Origin of the sequence: Acidovorax sp., from assembly GCF_046314175.1 — a bacterium.
Taxonomy (GTDB): domain Bacteria; phylum Pseudomonadota; class Gammaproteobacteria; order Burkholderiales; family Burkholderiaceae_C; genus Acidovorax.
This window is the reverse complement of sequence record NZ_JBKBXG010000071.1, coordinates 1-18853: the sequence shown is the minus strand read 5'-3', so window position 1 is coordinate 18853 and position 18853 is coordinate 1. Positions and strand designations below refer to the sequence as shown.

Here is an 18853-nt window from a genome sequence, read left to right as displayed (position 1 = left end):
CAGGCGGTACCATCGCCCATGAGAAAAACTTTCCAACTCCACGTTGAAGGCAAGAACCGAGACCGCGTTCTGGATGCCGTCAAGCACGAAATCCGTAAATACATCAAGCGCGAACGCCGGCGCGACCTGCCCGAAGGGGCCGACTTTTGGGACTTCGACTGCCAGTTCGGGCGCACCAAAGAAGTGGCTGAATCAGCGCACCTCTCAGCCCTGACGGGCCTGATCAACGAGGTGGCAGCCGAAGGCGGTCCGCAGTTTTACGTGGAAATCATCGCCAAACCTGGCAAGCGCGTGCCGCGCCCTGCGGGAGAGCCCCATGAAGGCGACGAGGGCAAAGATGTCGGCGGGGACGACGACGAGGCGTGAAGCCTTCGAATCGGGCGATGGCTCAGACGCCTTGGTTCAGGCGTTTTCGTCCTGATGCCCCAGGGACTGGGCCGCTGCCGCACGCAACTTGTCTTTCTTGCTGGGTCGTTTCCCCTTGACTCCGCCGGTGCCTCCGGGGTCTGCGGCAGAGGCAGGCAAGGGCGCCTCGGTGGGCTCAAAACCAGCAATCTGCTCGCGCGGCAGACTCAGGTGCTGGCGTTTTTCTATCAATCTGAAATGCGCTTCGGCATCGGCTGTCACAAAACTCACCGCAGTGCCGCTTTCGCCCGCGCGGCCCGTGCGGCCGATGCGGTGAACGTAGTCCACGGCAGAACGCGGCAGATCGTAGTTGACCACTGCTGGCAGTTGCGCAATGTCGATACCGCGTGACGCCAGATCGGTGGTCACCACCACCTGCCAGCGCTCGTCTTTGAACTCCTGCAGCACTTGTTTACGGGCGCCCTGGCTCAGTCCGCCATGGAAAGGCGTGGCAAAGATGCCCGCCTTGTAAAGCTTCTCGGCCACGTGCTCGGCAGCGTATTGCGTGGCCACGAACACCAGCACGCGTGACCAATTGTGTTCCTTGACCATATGGCGCAACAACTGCGTGCGGCGAATGGCGTCCACGGCGATGGCGCGCTGCTCGATGGCGGGTTCGTTGCCGGGGGTGTGTGGCACCTCCACACGCACCGGGTTTTTGAGAATGCCATCGGCCAGCGCCTGAACAGCGGTGGGGAAGGTGGCTGAGAAAAACAGGTTTTGCCGCTTTTCGGGCAGCAGCGCCAGCACCCGCGTCAGCTCTTCGGTAAAGCCCAGGTCCAGCAGTCGGTCCGCCTCGTCGAGCACCAGGTGCGCAACTGCGGAGAGGCGCAGCGCGTTGTGCTCCACCAGATCCAGCAGGCGGCCTGGCGTGGCCACCACGATGTCGGCGCCGCCGCGCAACCCTAGCATTTGCGGGTTGATGGATACGCCACCAAAGACGATGGCGACTTTGAGCGGCTGCTGCAGGTGCTGGGCTAGGCTGCGCAGCACCTCGCCCACCTGGGCCGCCAGCTCGCGTGTGGGCACCAGCACCAGCGCGCGCACCCGGCGTGGACCCCCAGTGGCACTTAGCTGCAACTGCTGCAGCAAGGGCAGGGCAAAAGCGGCCGTCTTGCCCGAACCCGTTTGCGCGGCACCTAACAAATCCGCACCCTCCAAGATGACCGGGATGGCATCGGCCTGAATGGGTGTGGGCGTGACGAATCCCGCTTTTTCTGCCGCGTGGGCAAGGGCAGGGGACAGACCGAGGGAAGCAAAGGGCATGGAGGCAGCGATGGCGTGGCGTTGAAAAGTCGACGCACGACAGCGCGAACGGAGAAAGATGGTGGTGATTGTCGCCGCAGTTGCTGCCAGGGGACCAGCCAGAGGTTGAGCAATGGGTTGCAATTGGCGTAGAGGCTGGTGTGATGGTGGGTGCTTTGGGTGTTGTTGCCCCGGCTATCGCCAGCAGCGATCGACGCCGATAATCGGGCCGACGACGATCGGCTTTTTTCCTTTTATCAAAGCTCCCATGGCCCTGACCCTTGATTCCTCCGCCATTACCCACGGCATTCAGCTGGCGGTGGCCCCTGTGTTTTTACTGACGGCGGTGTCCGGCATGATCGGCGCCGTCGCCAGCCGACTGGCCCGCATCATCGACCGGGCCCGCGTGGTGGAGGACCGCGCCCGTGCCAACGCCGAACCCGAGTTTCTGGCCCGCGCCTACAGCGAGCTGGCCGATCTGCGTCTGCGCGGGCGGCTGGCCAATGGTTGCATCGGCTTGCTCACGTTCTGCGCGTTCTTGATCGGCATCACCATCATCTTGCTGTTCCTCGGCGAAACAACCAACTTTGGATCCAACCGGCTCGCCGTGGCGGGCTTCCTGGCCGGCGTGGTCTCGTTTCTGCTGGCCCTGGTGTGCTTTTTGACCGAGACCCTACTGGCCACCCGGTTGCTTAACTTTCACATGCTGCAGCAAGAGGTCGAAGGGAAAAAGCCATGAAGTCGCTGTCAGATCTGGGGCGGCTGGTGTATTCCACGGAGTCGGGACGCATGTGCCCCGACTGCCGCGAGCCCGTTGCGCTATGCACCTGCAAGTTGAACAAGCCGCTGCCCACGGGCGATGGCATCGTGCGCGTGTCGCGCGAGACAAAGGGGCGCGGTGGCAAGGCCGTCACGCTGGTCAAGGGCGTGTTGGTAGATGAAACCGCGCTGGAGCAGTTGGGCAAACAGCTCAAAGCGGCCTGCGGCAGTGGCGGCACGGTGAAAGACGGCGTGATCGAGGTCCAGGGAGACCATGTCGATCGGGTCATCGCCGCGCTGCAGAAGCTGGGCCATAAGGTCAAGCGAGCGGGCGGATAGGGCGATGGCACCCATGGACCCGGACAAGCTGCAGCGCCTCGTCACGATGCAAATGCCCTACGGCAAACACAAAGGCACCGTGCTGGCCGATCTGCCCGGCAACTACCTGAATTGGTTTGCCCGCGAAGGATTTCCCAAGGGGGAACTGGGGCAACTGCTGGCCTTGATGCATGAGATCGATCACAACGGGCTGTCAGACCTGCTGATGCCGTTGCGGGGCCGTTGAGTTAACGGTTCAAGCGCAACTTGATATCTGGCGCAGCGGCCGGTGGCGCGCCACGTCACAATCGCGTTCAATAGCGTGCAACAACACAGAGGGAAGTCGTATGAAGGGCAACATCGCTGCAATCGTATTGGTGGTTTTGGGCGTATTTTTTCTGCTCACCAATCTGGGACTCATCAGCATCAGTCTGCGGGAGCTGCTGCGCGTGTGGTGGCCTGTGGCACTGATCGCGGTGGGCTTGGCGTTGTTCTTTACGCCGGGGCAAAAAGGCAAGTAGACGGTTGCGGGGGCTTGTCGCCCCGATGGGAAAGTGTCTGGGTCTCAGTTTTTAACATTGAGGATTGCGCTGCGCTGCGCATCGCTTGGCTTGGGCTTGATCAGCCTCGTGGCCGTTGACAATGCGCGCATCTGGCGTTGACGCAAATGCAGGGTCACTGCCGAAGTAGCCGCGAAACAGATTGCACGCAATACCGTGCGCCGCCACTTGAAGTTCGCGGGCCACATCGGGTGCAAGCAAAAGCTCTGTATGCCGCTGCCACATGCGGACCCAGGCGGCGAAGTGTGCTGGCGTGATGCTCCCCAGTGCCATGTGCTTGCCAAATACATCGCCCTTGAAGCTGCGTGTTCCGAGGGCCACTGTGCTCCAGAAATCCACCAGTCGCTGCAGGTGCTCGTCCCAATGGCCGTGCAGTGCTTTCTCGAACACGGGCCCCAACAGCGGGTCCTGGCGCACGTCTCTATAAAAACCGTGTACCAGCTTGGTGATGGCCTGCAGGTCCGGTGCTTGCGCTGGCGGGCGACCTGCCACGGTGGTCCGCGTTTGCTTGTGCTCGCTCATCACGGCATTGGGCGCGCTCAGAGGCATCCGCAGTTTGACGAAGCACAACGGTTGGCTTTGTCTGCAACTATCGTTTCAAATCGGGGGGGGGCTGCACGTTGTTCGCAAGGTAAATGTGATTGATGGGCATGAGTGAATGACCTCAGAACGGCACCTTGCGTGGTGTTACATGCTTGACGGCACATTCAAAACCGATGGATTTTTGGTCAAGGCAATGCGCAATCCACAGCGATACCCGTAGGTATCGCGAGTATTTGCAACGCCGCCCTGCCCGAAAAGAGCGGTTTTAAGTGCCGGATAGCGTGCAACACCACACTACTGCGCCAGAAAGTCGCGCAACGCGAACAGCGTTTCCTCCGGCGCTTCCGTCATCTGGTTGTGCCCCACGGGAAGATGGGTCACCTGCACGGTTTTTCCCGCCGTACGCGCTGCGCCGATGAGCCCTTGGGCCGCCTTGGGGGATGTCATCTGGTCCTGCGCGCCCAGAGCGAACAGGACGGGGCACGTGAGCTGCGCCATCGCTGCTTCGCCACCGCGATAGGTGTCGCAGGCGACAAACCCCCGGTGAAAGACGTTGACAGCCGGGTTGCTGCGTAACACCCGGCGCCCCAGTGCCATGCCCGCGCCAAACACCCAGGTGCCAGGCCCCAGTGCGGAGGGAGGCGCCGCCAGCGTGCTGCGCGAGAAAACATTCACCATACGCATCGCTTGCTCGGGGTTGTTGAGCGATGCGTCGATGAGTGCGGGAGACACCTTCATCGGAAATGCGGTGCCCACCAGCACCAGGTGGCTGATGCGGTCCTTGAGCCGCGCAGCTCCTTCCATGGCGATGAGCGAGCCCCAGCTGTGCCCCACTAGCGCCGCGCGCTGCACTCCCACTGCATCCAGTAGTGCAGCGATGAAGTCAGCCCCTTGCTCGACCGATGCGGGCGCATCGCCGCCGCTGCGGCAGTGGCCGGGCAGGTCGATGGCCAGCACGTTCCAGCCATGGTTGGCCATGTACCGGGTTTGCAGGGCCCATACGCTGTGGTCGTTGAGCACGCCGTGGATGAATACCACCGTAGGCTTGGCGGCATCGAAGGCTTTGCCGCCCGTGTAGCAATAGATGGGAGCGCCGTTGACTTGGACGTGCATGGTCAGGCTCCCGCTTTCTCGGCGGCTTTCAGCGCGCGCTTGAGGTCGTCAATCAGATCATCGGCATCTTCAAGGCCAATGGACAGCCGGATGGTGCCCTGCGTTATGCCCGCGCCGGACAAGGCCTCGTCCGTCATGCGGAAATGGGTGGTACTGGCCGGGTGAATCACCAGGCTGCGGCAGTCGCCCACGTTGGCCAGGTGGCTGAAGACCTTGAGGGTTTCGATGAACTTCTTGCCCTGTTCGCGGTTGCCTTTGAGGTCAAAACTGAATACTGAACCCGCGCCGCGCGGCAGCAGCCTTTGGGCAAGGGCATGGCTAGGGTGCGACGCCAGCATGGGGTGGCCCACGCGCGACACAAAGGGCTGGGCAGCCAGAAACTCCACCACCTTTTCGGTGTTGCGCACATGGCGCTCCATGCGCAGCGGCAGTGTCTCGATGCCCTGCAGGATGAGCCACGCCGTGTGCGGGCTCATGCAGGCGCCAAAGTCGCGCAGGCCCTCGCGGCGCGCGCGCAGGAGGAAGGCGCCCACGGTGCTTTCCTCGGCGAACACCATGTTGTGAAAGCCGTCGTAGGGTTGGGTCAGCTCGGCGAACTTGCCGGCCGATTTTGGGCCGTCCCAGTCAAAGCTGCCGCCATCCACAACGATGCCACCGACTACGGTGCCGTGGCCCGAGAGGAACTTGGTGGCCGAGTGGTAGACCAGATCAGCGCCATGTTCAAACGGCCGCATGAGCCAGGGCGAGGTGAGGGTGGAGTCCACCAGCAGCGGCACGCCCGCCTCATGTGCGATGGACGAGACGGTAGGAATGTCCAGCACATCAAGGCCCGGGTTGCCCACGGTTTCGCCAAAGAACAGCTTGGTGTTGGGGCGCACGGCGGCGCGCCATGCGTCGATGTCGCCGGGCTTGACGAAGGAGGTCTCGATGCCGAAACGCGAGAGGGTGTAGTGCAGTAGGTTCTGCGATCCGCCGTACAGCGCAGTGCTCGCCACAATGTGGCTGCCCGCGCCCATGAGCGTGGCCACCGCCAAGTGCAGTGCCGCCTGGCCGCTGGCGGTGGCGATGGCGCCCACGCCGCCTTCCAGTGCCGCCACGCGTTGCTCGAGCACGGCGTTGGTGGGGTTGCTGATGCGGCTGTACACATGCCCGCCGCGCTCCAGGTTGAACAACGATGCCGCGTGGTCGCTGGACTCGAAGACGAAGGAGGTGGTCAGGTGGATGGGCGTGGCCCGCGCACCGGTGGCGGGGTCGGGGCTGGCGCCTGCGTGCAGTGCCAGCGTGTCAAAGCCAGGGTCAGAGTAACCGGGCATCTGTGTGTCTCCCATGTTGTCGGTTCAGCCGGGCATTGTGGGCTATATTTCGCTGCAATACGCCTGTTGCGCCTGCCGCACTCTTCTCGCCCTCCTGGAGACACCACACCATGAAAGTCAGCGACATCCTTCGTGTCAAAGGCAATACGCTCTACACCGTCACGCCGGATGAGCCTCTGGCGAACGCCGTGGACGCAATGGCTGAACGGGACATTGGCTCGTTGGTCGTGATGGAGCTAGGGGATCTGGTCGGCATGTTGACCTTCCGCGAGGTGATTCAGGCGGTGGTGAAGAACGGCGGCGGTGTGGGCACGATGCTGGTTCGGTCCGCAATGGACGATGCTCCGCTGACCTGCACCCTGGAAACCGAGATGGACGAAGTGCGCCGCATGATGCTAGACCGTCACGCGCGCTACATGCCCGTGATGGACCGCAAGATGTTGATGGGAGTCATCAGCTTCTATGACGTGGCCAAGGCCGTGGTGGACAGTCAGAACTTCGAGAACAAGATGCTCAAGGCCTACATCCGCGACTGGCCAGAAGACGAATCACGGCCCTGATCACGCTCTGAGCACGCTTTGCGCAAGTCGCTCCCGGCGACGCGCATGAGGCGCCTTTGGCAAGGCGCTAACTCACTCAGGGGTGACCAGCAACTGATCTTGCACCCACGCCCCCAGCTCCGTGGCGGGCATTGGCTTTCCAAACAGGTAACCCTGCATTACCGGGCACCCATGGGCCTGTAGCCACTGTTGCTGGCCGCTGGTTTCAACGCCCTCAGCCACTACCACCATGCCCAGGCTTTGGGCAATGGTGAGCACGGACACGGTGAGCGCACGGGCCGTAGGGCTGGTGGTCAGGTCCTGCACAAAGGCCATGTCCAGCTTGAGCTCGGATATTGGCAGGCGGTGTAGATAGCTCAGGCTGGAATAGCCTGTGCCAAAGTCGTCCAGCGACAACTTGAATCCCTTGCGATGCAGCGCCTCGATATTGGCTAGCGTGACTGGCCGCGCATCCATCATCACGCTTTCTGTGATCTCCAGCAGAACATCGTCAGTGCGCAAGCCGTGGTTTGCCAGGGCACTGCTGATCTGCTGGGCAAAATCTGGCTGATGAAAGCTGCGGCCAGACAGGTTCACGGCGATGCATGGCACGTTGCAGCCTGCCCTGCGGCAGGCCGCCAACTGGCCGCATGCCTCGTCCAGCACCCACAGCGTCAATTCGTTGATGAGGCCGGCTTCCTCTGCCACGGGGATGAATTGGTTGGGTGGCACCACGCCCCATTCTGGATGGGTCCAGCGCGCCAAGACTTCCACGCCGTGCAAGCTTCCCGGGGTGCTGCTGATCACCTGAGGTTGATAGTGCAAGGTAAGGCTGCGTTCGACCAGGGCTTGGCGAAGTGCACGCTCCAGACCCGCGCGTTCCTGCGCTCGCCGGTTCATCTCGGCGCTGAACAGCTGCAGGCTGTGGCGGTGGTCGCTCTTGGCTTGGTACATGGCCTGATCGGCATGGCGCAGCAGGGTGTCGATGGAGTCGCCATCGTCCGGAAACATCGCAATGCCGATGCTCGCATGCGGCACATTGATCTGCCCCTGAATGTCCATGGGCTGTGCAATGGCTGCCAGCATGTGGTGTGCCGTTTGCACTGCCTGCTCGGTAGGGCATTCGGACAGCAACAGTACAAATTCATCGCCAGAGAGGCGGCCGATCAGGTCTCGCGCGCGCAGGCAATGGGTGAGGCGTCCTGCTACTTCGCAAAGCAGGGCATCGCCGGCAGCGTGCCCCTGGGTGTCGTTGACCTGCTTGAACCGGTCAAGGTCCACAAACAAAAGCGCGCCCGGTTGGTCGTTGCGCTCCAGGCTGGCCAGCGTGCGTTCTGCGCTGCTGCAGAACATCGCCCGGTTGGGCAGGCCGGTGAGTACGTCAAAAAATGCCAGTTGGTGGATGCGCTGCCGTGTGTTGTCACGCTCGATGGCCAGCGCGCACAGGTGCAGGCACGCATCCACCAGGCGCCTGTGCAGTGCATTGGGGCCGCGGGCCTCGCGAAAGTAAAAAGCAAACGTACCGATCACCTTGCCCCGGTGGTCGAAGATGGGGCTGGACCAGTACGCCCGCACGCCACTCGAACTGAAAAGGTCTTTGTAGTTTGCCCAGCGCGGGTCGGTCGAGATGTCTGTGACCATCACGGGTTCGCCGTTGAAGGCCGCGGTACCACACGACCCCACCAGTGGACCAACGGGCAGGTTATCGAGGGCCGCACAGATGTCCGGCGGCAACCCGGGGGCAGCCAGCGGGTGCAGTCGACCCTGATCGTCCACTGCCAGGATGGATGCGATCACCTCTGGCGCAATGCGTTCGACTTCGCGGCACACCAGAGCCATCAGGTTGGCCAAGGGCAGCTCGTTGACCATCCCCTCCAGCACGCGCTTTTGCAGGACCTCGTGCATCTTGGTAAGGGTAATGTCGGTGAATACCGTGATGCTGCCCCCTGGGCCACCCGATGCTTCACTGGACGCGTTGATGACCATCGAGACCCACAGCGGCTGACCTGCCTTGTTGTACAGCAGGGTCTCCACGCGACAGAAACCCTGCGCATTCACGGTGTCACGGATGTGGTCCAGCAGACCCGGGTCCGTATGGGCGCCAAACAGCACCTCGCTGAGGAATTTTCCCAACACTTCCTCAGGGCCAAAGCCAAACAGGCGTGTGAAGCCCTCGTTGATGTAGACGACGTTGCGCAGCCGGTCGCTGAGCACAATGGCGTCGTCGCTTGCGTCCAGCGCGCGGCGCAACGGCGCATCAGCCAACGGTGTGGGCAGGAAAGTCGGGGGGGAAGAGGCGAGGCCGAAGGTAGGCGGTACAGAGACGGGCATGAACATCCCAATGATCGTCTGCCGATGCTAGCAAGTGAGTCTTTCGCTGCCAAGTACAAAAAAGTGGGGACAGTGCGCACCTCACCGCGTGGCGGCTGCGTATTCGGTGTCTCAGAACGGGGTAAGCGTCCCGGCTCTGGGATAATCCTGCGCCATGAGCGGCAATACCTTCGGCACCCTATTCGCAGTCACCAACTTTGGTGAATCCCACGGCCCGGCCATTGGCTGCGTGATCGACGGTTGCCCACCCGGCATGCCCCTCGCTGAAGCAGATATCCAGGCTGACCTGGACCGGCGCCGCCCTGGCACCAGCCGCCACGTCACGCAGCGCAATGAACCGGATGCGGTGGAAATCCTCTCCGGCGTGTACGAAGGCAAAACCACCGGCACGCCCATAGCGCTCTTGATCCGCAACACCGACCAGCGCAGCAAGGACTACAGCAATATTGCCGAGAGCTTCCGCCCCGGCCACGCTGACTACACGTATTGGCACAAATACGGCATTCGCGATCCACGCGGTGGTGGCCGGTCATCGGCCCGCCTGACAGCGCCTACGGTGGCTGCCGGTGCAGTGGCCAAAAAATGGCTGGCGCAGCAATACGGCGCCCAGTTTCGCGCCTGCATGACCCAGTTGGGAGAGCTGTCGATCCCCTTCGAGAGTTGGGACCACGTGCGCAGCAACCCCTTCTTTGCCCCCGTGGCCGACGTGCGGCAGTACGAGGACTACATGGATGCCCTGCGCAAGGCAGGCGACTCGTGCGGCGCCCGCATCCGGGTGCAGGCCACGGGCGTGCCCGTGGGCCTGGGCGAACCCCTGTACGACAAACTCGACGCCGATATCGCCCACGCCATGATGGGCCTGAACGCGGTCAAGGGCGTGGAGATTGGCGCGGGCTTTGCCAGCGTTGCCCACCGAGGCACCATGCACGGCGACTCGATGACGCCCCAGGGCTTTCGCACCAACAACGCTGGCGGTGTGCTGGGCGGCATCAGCACGGGGCAGGACCTGGAGGTGAGCATTGCCATCAAGCCCACCAGTTCCATCATCACCCCGCGCGAATCCATCGACATCCATGGACAGAGTGCCGAAGTCATCACCAAGGGCCGCCACGACCCTTGCGTTGGCATTCGCGCCGCCCCGATTGCCGAAGCGCTGCTGGCGCTGGTGGTGATGGACCACGCCCTGCGCCACCGGGCCCAGTGTGCTGACGTGGTGCAGCCCGTGCCACCGATCCAGGCATCGTTTCTGTAGTCTGCGGTAGCAGAGGTCCACGGTAACCGGCTGAGCAGCCGGATTGCCTACTCTCGCAGGATGCTCTCCGCCCAATCACGTGAAGCTGAGACTGGGAGGTTTGAGGGCGGCCGACGTGCTCGTTCTATTCTTGCCTGAATGGCTCAACTGCCGCGTGACCGCAACGCCGACAGCCACCGCAGCGGGTTGAAGCCCGTGACCAGCCCTGTGGCCACCAGCACCAGCGCGCCGCCCCACACCATGCCGGGGCCCAGCGCCTCGCCCAGAAAGATGTGGCCCCAGGCCACGCCGAACAGCGGGATCATGAAAGCCGAGCTCATGGCCGCTACGGGCGAGACATGTTTAAGCACCCGAAGGTTGAGCCAGTAGGCCAGACCCGAGGTCACGATGCCCATCACGGCCACCGCGGCCAGGGCACCGGGCGTGAAACGGGCCTCGGGCAGGCTCCATGCAGCGCCAGGCAATAGCAGCACCAGCGCGGCGGCATGGATGCCTGCGGCAATCGACAGCGGGGACATGCGCGTAGTGGCGCGCTTCATCCAGGTTGTAGAGATGCCATAGCAGGCAGACGCGGTCACGCAGGCTGCGGCGGCCATCAGCAAGGCGGGCGTAGGCTCTACCGGCCCCAGCTGCACGATCAGCGCCACCCCCGCAAAGCCACAGAGGCAGCCGAGCCACTTGCGCGCGCTCAGGGTGTCTTCTTTCATCCACGCGGCGGCAATCACGCCAAAGGGCACCGCCATGGTGTTGAGCAGCGAACTGTAGCCCGCAGGCAGATGCAAGGCGGCCCAGGCGTAGAGCAAAAAGGGCAGGGCAACAGTGAGCGTGCCCAACCCCACCAGTTCGCGCCAATGGCGCCATGGCCAGGACTCATTGGCGATCCGCATGATGCAGATCAGCGTGAGCGTAGCCAGGCCAATGCGCAGCGCGGCCATCACGTTCGGCCCCAGCACGGGGCTGGCAATGCGGATGAAGAGAAACGAGGCGCCCCACAGGGCAGACAGCAGCACCAGCTGCAGGAAATGGCGGGTTTTCACCGGGCGCATTGTGGGGCACCCGCGCTAGGTGCGCTGGCACCCCAGGGGTCCAATATTTAATGAAATATGGTTCTATCGCTTATCCAGCAAGCGCTAGTAGCTATCATTTTAGAGGTTTTCTTCTGTGTAGCCTTGGCGACAGCGCCCGCCTACTGGCGACGCCGCTGATCCTCGCACCCACAAAACGCTACCCAATTGATAGCTGTTAGCGCTTGCTGCATGAGCGCTAGAGTCCAAAAAGACTTGGAATTGGTGGCTGTGACTCAGTGTCGTGGATGGCGGAGGCTACTTACGCACTTCATCCACCATCGCGCGGAAGTCATCGATATCTTCAAAGCTGCGGTACACGCTGGCAAAGCGGATGTAAGCCACCTTGTCGAGCTTCTTGAGCTCGCGCATCACCAGCTCGCCAATGCGGCTGGAGATCACCTCGCGCTGGCCCAGGTTGAGCAGCTTTTCCTCGATGCGCTCGATGGCGCTGTCGATCTGGTCGGTGCTGATGGGGCGCTTGCGCAGCGCCAGGTTGAACGAGGCGAGCAGCTTGCCCCGGTCATACTCGATGCGCCGACCATCCTTCTTCACGATGGCCGGGAAGTTTACTTCTGGCCGTTCGTAGGTGGTAAAGCGTTTTTCGCACGCCCCGCACTGGCGGCGGCGGCGAATGAAGACCCCATCCTCGGACACCCGTGTTTCAACGACTTGCGTTTCGAGGTGGCTGCAGAAGGGGCACTTCATGGTGGCTGCGGTGCCTGGGCTTAGCGGTAAACCGGGAAACGTGCGGTCAGCGCGTTGACCTTGGCGCGAACCGCCGCAATGTTGGCTTCGTCGCGCGGGTTGTCCAGCACGTCGGCGATCAGGTGGGCCGTGATGCGCGCTTCTTCTTCCTGGAAGCCACGTGTGGTCATCGCGGGGGTACCAATGCGCACGCCGCTGGTCACCATTGGCTTTTCAGGGTCGTTGGGGATCGCGTTCTTGTTGATGGTCATGTGGGCAGCGCCCAGCACGGCCTCGGCCTCCTTGCCGGTAATGCCCTTGGCGCGCAGGTCCACCAGCATGACGTGGCTTTGGGTGCCGCCGCTCACAATGCGCAGACCGCGTGCGGTCAGCGTCTCGGCCACCACCTTGGCGTTCTTGGCCACTTGTTCCTGGTAGGTCTTGAACTCTGGCTGCAGCGCTTCCTTGAAGGCAACAGCCTTGGCCGCAATCACGTGCATCAGCGGGCCGCCTTGCAAGCCAGGGAAGATGGCACTGTTGATGGCCTTCTCATGCTGGGCCTTCATCAGGATGATGCCGCCGCGTGGGCCGCGCAGGCTCTTGTGGGTGGTGGAGGTGACCACGTCGGCATGCGGCACGGGGTTGGGGTACACGCCGGCGGCAATCAGGCCCGCGTAGTGGGCCATGTCGACCATGAAGATCGCGCCCACATCCTTGGCCACCTTGGCAAAGCGCTCAAAGTCGATGTGCAGGCTGTAAGCCGATGCGCCAGCGATGATCAGCTTGGGCTTGGTTTCGTGCGCCTTCTTTTCCATCGCGTCATAGTCGATGGCTTCGTTGGCATCGAGGCCATAGGAAACCACGTTGAACCACTTGCCGGACATGTTCAGCGGCATGCCGTGCGTCAGGTGGCCGCCTTCGGCCAGGCTCATACCCATGATGGTGTCGCCAGGCTTGAGGAAGGCCAGGAAAACGGCCTCGTTGGCAGATGCGCCGCAATGGGGCTGTACGTTGGCGGCCTCAGCGCCGAAGATCTGCTTGACGCGATCGATGGCCAGTTGCTCGGCCACGTCCACGTGTTCGCAGCCACCGTAGTAGCGCTTGCCAGGGTAGCCTTCGGCGTATTTGTTGGTCAGCTGGGTGCCCTGCGCCCACATCACGGCGGGGGAGGCGTAGTTCTCGCTGGCGATCAGCTCGATGTGGTGCTCTTGCCGGGCGTTTTCAGCCTGGATGGCGGCAAAGAGTTCGGGGTCGGTTTGTTCGACAAGAATATTGCGGTCGTACATGATTGGCAGTCCTATGAACTTGTGTCCCTTGAAACAAGGGCTGCCCAGGCGAACGGCTGAACGCAGAAGGGATGAACCCTGTGCGGCACGCTTCCCAGTGGTTCACAAGAGGCAGGCCCTTGCCGGTTTCCACGTCAGCGGCAGCATCCAGTGTGTGGGATGCCGCGCCTATCGCCAGTCGCGTACCCGGCTAGTGTAGCTGACCCGGCCAATGCGCGACCCAGTAAGGCAGAAGGTCCGACATAAGTTCGAGCCCGTGCTAAACGGCAAGGTCACAAGTCCGAGAGCAAGGCCACTTTGTCGGTCGCTGCAGGAGCGGGTGGAGGCGTCACCACAGGAATGACCTGAGCAGGAGCTTCGGTCGACAGCGTAGGAGGTGGGTTTGTGGGCATGGCCCGGCCGCCTGCCACCTGGCGCAAGCGGAAATGCTCCGCCAACACCTTGGCGGCATAGCCGCCATCGTCCGGCAGATTGGCCGCGCCCACGTAGTAGCGAAGCCCGCCCTCCACAGAACCTGCGCGTGCTATGCACTCCTGCAGTACCTTGACACCCACACGCAGGTTGCTCACCGGGTCAAAGGCTGCAAAGTGGCCGCCAAAGCTCTGGTACTTGTCGGTGTGCACGCGGGTCATCACCTGCATGAGGCCCTGGGCACCCACCGGGCTTTGCGCGAACGGGTTGAAGCTCGATTCGATGGCTATGATGGCCAGGATCAGCGTGGGGTCGATCTTGGTGCGCGCACCAATGTCGTAGGCCTCAGCCACCAGCACGCTCAGCGGCTCGGGCGCAACGCGGTACTTCTTGCTGAGCCAGAACGCCACGGCCGCCTGCTCTTTGGGCAGGTCCTTCGGGTTGGCTGCCGTAGCGCGCTCGCTGGCTTCCGGCTCTACGGGCATGCCGAGCATCTGCACCTGCCGAGCGCGCAGCCAGTCCATCAATTGCTCTTCTCCCGCCTGACGCAGGTCAGGACGAGCGGTGAGCGCAATGGCGACAAAAGCAACGGCGAGCCCGATGAGGGCAAAGCTGTTGTGGGTGATTTCAAAAAAACCTTCGGTCACGTCGGCCACGAAGGTCCGCACGCCGGAGACAATTTTTTTTGACGCTGTCATAGCTCTTCCTTTCTGAGGCGAGGCCGGGGTTGGACAGTCGTCGAGGACTGCGCCTGCCTGGAAAATCGCCTGGATTGGTACGCCATCAAGTGGGCCGCACGTCTGTGGTGTGCTTGAGCGCCCTGTGTTGAATTAGCCGGGTTCGGCAGCGAGTTGGGGTTTTTACTAGCCCTTTTTTGGGGCTGGCGGATTCTAGAAGTTCACTAAATGCTTAGTCAATACTAACAAATTAAGTTTTAATACATAAAAGTAATGAAAAATCTGTAAAAAAGCACAGTTTTTCGGTGGTTTTGGGGGCGTAGTGTCCTGTGGCTCAACAGGCCGTCGTGACAGCAGCATGTCAAATTCAATCGGCAGTGTTTTCGCCATTGAGAATCCAGTTTGAGTTGCAACGGCGACTTTGGTATTGTTCAGACGCCTGTTGATTTCAGGCATCGCCAGACGAAGCGAAATCTCCCGCCGAGCGCGCTCAGTGCAAGGTGCAGCAGACGCCGCTTTCATGGCAACCCTTGGAGGCAATCTTTTGCCTCCCCGCCATGTGGACCTTCATCTCCGCATGTCGACCGATGGCAAAGACCGTTGTGTCAGCCGTCAAGCCCGGCAGGCAGGCCTTCAGGCCTTGTCCGCCGGGCTTTCTTGTTTGTGCCGTAGCAAGACAATTGGGCTGTTCGCTCTTATATATAGATAATGGGAGCTGTTCCCTAGAAGCGGCGGCGCTTCGTCCGCAGCCGCGGGCTCCCTGAAAGGGCTCGCAGCGTGTCAGCCTGTCTGGCAATGCCTTGTGCCAGATCACCCTCCCAGGTGTGGTGCGGTGCAATGCTGCGGTCCGTTTGCCGAACCCGTTGAAAATAGCCCTTTTCTGTCTTGGCGCGCTGCTAGTGCAACTGCCAGGCAGGCCCTCTAGCAATGTGCTTAGAGGGTGCCTTTGTTATCCATTGGATCCATGTTTCCATTTTTTTCCCGCAGCAAAATGTCCGACGCACCTGAAGTGAATCCGGCCCCGGCCAAAACCCACGAGCCGCATCCGCTTGATGCGCTGACCGGTGGCGCTTTCTCTGCCGCCACGTCCGGCGAGCGCGCCTCCCGTATCCGTGACTGGCTGGCCACGCAACCCGCACCCGAGCAGTTGCAGGAGGTCTTCAAGGAATTGAGCGGGCGCGACAAGGGCGCAGCCCGTGCCGTGCGCGAACGCCTGGATGAAATCCGCCGCGCCAAGGGGCAAGAGGTGATTGCCGCAGAGTGGGCCGAAAAAGCCCAGGCGCTGCTGTCGGCTCCCAAGCTCAACATTGCTGACGCTTTGGCTTGGCAGCGCGATGCGGCCAAGGCAGGAGCACCGCTGTCACGCGAGCCTCTGTCGTTGCTCAAGGTGCAGGTTGCTGACAGGGTGAAAGTCATTGAAGACCTGCAGCACCGTGTGCAGGTGCAGCGCGAGGCCGCCGTTCTGCTGGCCCAGCGCATCGAGGTGCTCTCTACCAAGCCATGGCGCGATGCGCATGCCGCTCTGGAACTCCTGCGTGCTGATGTGGCGCGTTGGCAAGAGCAGGCTCAGGAGCTGACGAGCGACGCGAGCTGGGCGAGTGTGGAAGCACGCTTCCCGCCGTTGCTTGATGCATCGCGTACCCAGCTGTTGGTGGTCTGGGAGGCGTTCCAGCCAGCAGTGGCGCAAGCCGCCGCCGCCGCTGAGGACACCAATGCACCACTGCCACCGGTGCCGGTGTGGGCGGACGAATTGCGCACTGCGCGCGGTCTGCCCACAGAGGCTGGTGCAGCTGCCGCAGCCGCTGCGGCCGCAAAGCCCGCTCGCGTGGTCAAGCCCAAGGTGGCGCCCGAAGTGGCAGAAAAAGCCGCGCAGGTCGTGCGCGAAGCCTTGGCGACGCTCGAAAAAGAAACGGCCGAAGGCCATGGCAAAGCCAGTGCGGGCGCTGCCGCCGCGCTGCGCGCCGTGCTCAAGGTGCATGGCAAACACATCGATAGCGCGCTGGAGCAGCAGGTGCACACCGCCTTGGTCGCTGCGGGCGAACTGGAAGGCTGGCAGCGCTGGAGCGCTGACCAGGTGCGAGAAGATCTGGTGGCCAAGGCCGAGGCGCTTCTCAACCGCCCTGAAGGTCAAGGCCTGGGCGGCCGCAAGATGCAGGAGACCTTGCGCAACCTGCGCGACCAATGGAAGCAGGCTGACCAGGGCGGCGCACCCAACCACGCCCTGTGGAAGAAGTTTGACGAAGCGTGCAACGCTGCGCACAAAGTGGTGGAAGCCTGGCTGGACAAGATCCGCACCGAGGCCGCCGAGCACAAGGCTCAGCGCCTGGCGTTGATTGAAGAAGTCAAGGCCTGGGCCCAGGAGCATGCGGCCTCTGGCGACTGGAAGGCCATCAACCGCGCCCTGTACCAGTTTGGCGACCGCTGGCGCGAAGGCGGTCATGTGGGGGAAAAGCTTTTTGCCGAGCTGCAACCCTTGTGGAAGCAGGCCATCGCCCTGGCCGCCGGCCCGCTGGAGGCTGCGCAAAAGGAAAGCCTGGCACGCCGCCACGCCATGATCGAAGAGGCCACAGCCTTGGGTGCCGCGCCCATGCTGCGCATCGACGCCGTCAAGGCCCTGCAGCAACGCTGGCAGGCCGAGGCGCAAACGGTGCCGCTGGACCGCAAGCACGAACAAAAGTTGTGGGATGCCTTCCGCAAACCCATTGACGAAGCGTTCAACCGCAAGTCGGCGGACCGTGATCGCGCTGTCACAGAGTTGAGCGCGCGCGATCGCGTGGTACTGGAGGCATCCAAGGCGCTGGAAGCCGCCAACGCCACGGGTGATGCCCAACAGATTCGCTCTGCCATGCAGGCCTTGGAAGCCGCCTTGCGCGGTCAGGCGCAGGCTGCAGAAGCAGTGGCGTCAGCACAAAAAGATGAGCCAAATCAGCCTGTAGCGCCCGCAGAGTCTGCGCCAGCTGCTACAGAAGGTGAAGCATCGGAGGCATCTGCTGAAGGGGCTGACGAGGCTGTAGTGCAGCCGGCAGCGGCACCGAAGCCCCCGGCTCGCCCAGTGGTGGCTGTCCGCGGTGATGATCGTCCCGGCATGAAAAAAGACGCCCCTGCAGCGCCTGGTCGCGGTGGTCGCCCTGGCGAACGCCGAGATGGCCGCCCCGGAGATCGCGATGCAGCCCGTGCGCCGCGTGCCGATGGCCGATTTGGCGACCGCAATGACCGCGGTGGCCGGTTTGGTGATCGCCCCGCGTTCGAAGACCGTGGCCCCCGCCTGGGAGACACCGCTTTCCGCGCGCAGCGTGATGCCATGGAGCACGCGCAGCTGGCACTGAAAAAGCTGGCAGCACAGGCGCATGGCGAGGCACTGACCCAGTTGCTGACCGCCTGGGAAAAGCGCGACGCGGAACAGGTCCCCGGCACGCAAGACCTGGGCGGCCGCGTGACGGCACAGGTGCGTGGCGCGTGGACGCAAGCGTTGTCGTCCGCGCCGCAGGGCGATGCGTCTGAAGCGTTGCTGCGCCTGGAAATGGCTGCAGAGGTGCCCACACCTGCAGAGCACATTGCCGCACGCCGCATGCTTCAGCTGCAGTTGTTGACCCGCCGCAATGACCCAGCACCAACGCAAACCTGGGGCCAGGACGCCGCGCGCGTGCTGGCGAGCGCAAGCGATGCTGCCAATGCGCGGCGTCTGCAGAACGCGCTCAAGACGTTGCTGCGCAAATAAGCCGTGTGGCATCGACGGTCGCTGATTCGCTCAGCGGCCGTCGTTGTTTTATGTGGCTCGCTAAGCCGGCCCCATCGTCTGATACATGGCGAGCCGGTTGGAGGTGTGCGAGGAGAGGTGCGTGTTGGGCAGTGGGGCGCAAGCGGGCTGATTTCTGATGTCTTGGAGATGCCGCAAGCCGTTCCTCTCAAATGGGTTGAAACGTATCTCGGAAACAAAAAAGCCGTTGCAGATACAACGGCTTTTTATGTATTTGGTGCCCAGGAGAGGACTCGAACCTCCACGATGTTACTCGCTAGTACCTGAAACTAGTGCGTCTACCAATTCCGCCACCTGGGCTTTCAGATCAGCCTCGAATTATAGAACAAGTAATTCGAGTTTCTGGAGAGTTGATGAAGAAATTTATGAAGACATCTGCGCGGAGTGCTGAAGAGTCCCGCAGTAAAAGTGTTTGGGAAAATAAAAAAGCCGCTGTGATGACAGCGGCTTCGATATTTTGAAAACCTTGGCAGGTTCTCGTTAAACTTGGTGCCCAGGAGAGGACTCGAACCTCCACGATGTTACTCGCTAGTACCTGAAACTAGTGCGTCTACCAATTCCGCCACCTGGGCATTTCAGGAAAGTCTAAGATT

General features: G+C 62.2%; 18 protein-coding genes, 2 tRNA genes and 1 riboswitch. Of the genes, 8 read left to right on the top strand and 12 right to left on the bottom strand.

What is annotated here, in order from left to right; all coding sequences use genetic code 11:
• Positions 1–18: 18 nt before the first annotated feature.
• Positions 19–366 carry a DUF6172 family protein gene (locus ACK4OE_RS18600; protein ID WP_409886868.1) on the top strand — a complete coding sequence of 116 codons (348 nt, stop codon included), beginning with the start codon at positions 19–21 and terminating at the stop codon, positions 364–366.
• Between the two features lie 36 nt (positions 367–402).
• Here ACK4OE_RS18600 and ACK4OE_RS18595 read toward each other — a convergent pair whose 3' ends face one another.
• Positions 403–1671 carry a DEAD/DEAH box helicase gene (locus ACK4OE_RS18595; protein WP_409886866.1) on the bottom strand — a complete coding sequence of 423 codons (1269 nt, stop codon included), beginning with the start codon at positions 1669–1671 and terminating at the stop codon, positions 403–405.
• A gap of 247 nt (positions 1672–1918) precedes the next feature.
• Here ACK4OE_RS18595 and ACK4OE_RS18590 point away from each other — a divergent pair, with 247 nt between their 5' ends.
• The 4 genes from ACK4OE_RS18590 (at position 1919) to ACK4OE_RS18575 (ending at position 3248) form a co-directional block, all read left to right on the top strand.
• Positions 1919–2389 carry a DUF2721 domain-containing protein gene (locus ACK4OE_RS18590; RefSeq protein ID WP_409886864.1) on the top strand — a complete coding sequence of 157 codons (471 nt, stop codon included), beginning with the start codon at positions 1919–1921 and terminating at the stop codon, positions 2387–2389.
• Entirely contained in the window at positions 2386–2748 is a 363-nt protein-coding gene (locus ACK4OE_RS18585) for a translation initiation factor Sui1 (protein ID WP_409886862.1), read from the top strand. The genes ACK4OE_RS18590 and ACK4OE_RS18585 overlap by 4 nt, the downstream gene beginning before the upstream one ends.
• A 13-nt stretch (positions 2749–2761) precedes the next feature.
• The gene (locus tag ACK4OE_RS18580) at positions 2762–2974 is read left to right on the top strand and encodes a DUF3820 family protein (protein ID WP_409886885.1); all 213 of its coding nucleotides are present in this window, start codon (positions 2762–2764) and stop codon (positions 2972–2974) included.
• 100 nt (positions 2975–3074) lie between these two features.
• Positions 3075–3248: a LiaI-LiaF-like domain-containing protein gene (locus ACK4OE_RS18575; RefSeq protein WP_409886860.1), complete on the top strand. Its 174-nt coding sequence runs from the start codon at positions 3075–3077 to the stop codon at positions 3246–3248.
• 51 nt (positions 3249–3299) lie between these two features.
• Here the strand turns inward: ACK4OE_RS18575 and ACK4OE_RS18570 are convergent, their stop codons facing one another.
• From ACK4OE_RS18570 to ACK4OE_RS18560, 3 genes are all read right to left on the bottom strand, one after another.
• Positions 3300–3809 carry a group III truncated hemoglobin gene (locus tag ACK4OE_RS18570; RefSeq protein WP_409886883.1) on the bottom strand — a complete coding sequence of 170 codons (510 nt, stop codon included), beginning with the start codon at positions 3807–3809 and terminating at the stop codon, positions 3300–3302.
• Positions 3810–4124: 315 nt separating this feature from the next.
• Positions 4125–4943, bottom strand: a complete 819-nt coding sequence (locus tag ACK4OE_RS18565; RefSeq protein WP_409886858.1) for an alpha/beta fold hydrolase — start codon at positions 4941–4943, stop codon at positions 4125–4127.
• 2 nt (positions 4944–4945) lie between these two features.
• Positions 4946–6256: an O-acetylhomoserine aminocarboxypropyltransferase gene (locus ACK4OE_RS18560; protein WP_409886856.1), complete on the bottom strand. Its 1311-nt coding sequence runs from the start codon at positions 6254–6256 to the stop codon at positions 4946–4948.
• A gap of 110 nt (positions 6257–6366) precedes the next feature.
• Between ACK4OE_RS18560 and ACK4OE_RS18555 the strand changes: the two genes are divergently transcribed.
• On the top strand, positions 6367–6816 hold the full coding sequence (locus ACK4OE_RS18555; RefSeq protein WP_409886853.1) for a CBS domain-containing protein: 450 nt from the start codon (positions 6367–6369) through the stop codon (positions 6814–6816).
• Between the two features lie 72 nt (positions 6817–6888).
• On the opposite strand, the gene ACK4OE_RS18550 is transcribed toward ACK4OE_RS18555, so the two are convergent.
• Complete coding sequence (locus ACK4OE_RS18550; RefSeq protein WP_409886851.1) at positions 6889–9126, bottom strand: EAL domain-containing protein; 2238 nt, start codon at positions 9124–9126, stop codon at positions 6889–6891.
• A 154-nt stretch (positions 9127–9280) separates the two neighbouring features.
• Here ACK4OE_RS18550 and aroC point away from each other — a divergent pair, with 154 nt between their 5' ends.
• Positions 9281–10378 carry a chorismate synthase gene (gene aroC / locus ACK4OE_RS18545; protein ID WP_409886849.1) on the top strand — a complete coding sequence of 366 codons (1098 nt, stop codon included), beginning with the start codon at positions 9281–9283 and terminating at the stop codon, positions 10376–10378.
• Between the two features lie 143 nt (positions 10379–10521).
• On the opposite strand, the gene ACK4OE_RS18540 is transcribed toward aroC, so the two are convergent.
• From ACK4OE_RS18540 to ACK4OE_RS18520, 5 genes are all read right to left on the bottom strand, one after another.
• The gene (locus ACK4OE_RS18540; RefSeq protein WP_409886847.1) at positions 10522–11424 is read right to left on the bottom strand and encodes a DMT family transporter; all 903 of its coding nucleotides are present in this window, start codon (positions 11422–11424) and stop codon (positions 10522–10524) included.
• A 276-nt stretch (positions 11425–11700) separates the two neighbouring features.
• Complete coding sequence (gene nrdR / locus ACK4OE_RS18535; RefSeq protein WP_409886845.1) at positions 11701–12150, bottom strand: transcriptional regulator NrdR; 450 nt, start codon at positions 12148–12150, stop codon at positions 11701–11703.
• Between the two features lie 20 nt (positions 12151–12170).
• Positions 12171–13415 (bottom strand): serine hydroxymethyltransferase, encoded by a 1245-nt coding sequence (glyA, locus tag ACK4OE_RS18530; protein ID WP_409886843.1) that lies wholly within the window; start codon positions 13413–13415, stop codon positions 12171–12173.
• 35 nt (positions 13416–13450) lie between these two features.
• A riboswitch (ZMP/ZTP riboswitch) is annotated at positions 13451–13607 on the bottom strand.
• An 80-nt stretch (positions 13608–13687) separates the two neighbouring features.
• A complete protein-coding gene (locus ACK4OE_RS18525; RefSeq protein WP_409886841.1) occupies positions 13688–14524 on the bottom strand; it encodes a transglycosylase SLT domain-containing protein in 837 nt (278 codons plus the stop codon).
• Between the two features lie 192 nt (positions 14525–14716).
• Entirely contained in the window at positions 14717–15025 is a 309-nt protein-coding gene (locus ACK4OE_RS18520; RefSeq protein WP_409886839.1) for a hypothetical protein, read from the bottom strand.
• Positions 15026–15467: 442 nt separating this feature from the next.
• On the opposite strand from ACK4OE_RS18520, the gene ACK4OE_RS18515 reads away from it, so the two are divergent.
• Positions 15468–18221 (top strand): DUF349 domain-containing protein, encoded by a 2754-nt coding sequence (locus tag ACK4OE_RS18515; protein ID WP_409886837.1) that lies wholly within the window; start codon positions 15468–15470, stop codon positions 18219–18221.
• Positions 18222–18475: 254 nt separating this feature from the next.
• Here ACK4OE_RS18515 and ACK4OE_RS18510 read toward each other — a convergent pair.
• Positions 18476–18560: transfer RNA gene (locus ACK4OE_RS18510), tRNA-Leu, on the bottom strand.
• 187 nt (positions 18561–18747) lie between these two features.
• A tRNA-Leu gene (locus tag ACK4OE_RS18505) sits at positions 18748–18832 on the bottom strand.
• Positions 18833–18853: the final 21 nt, after the last annotated feature.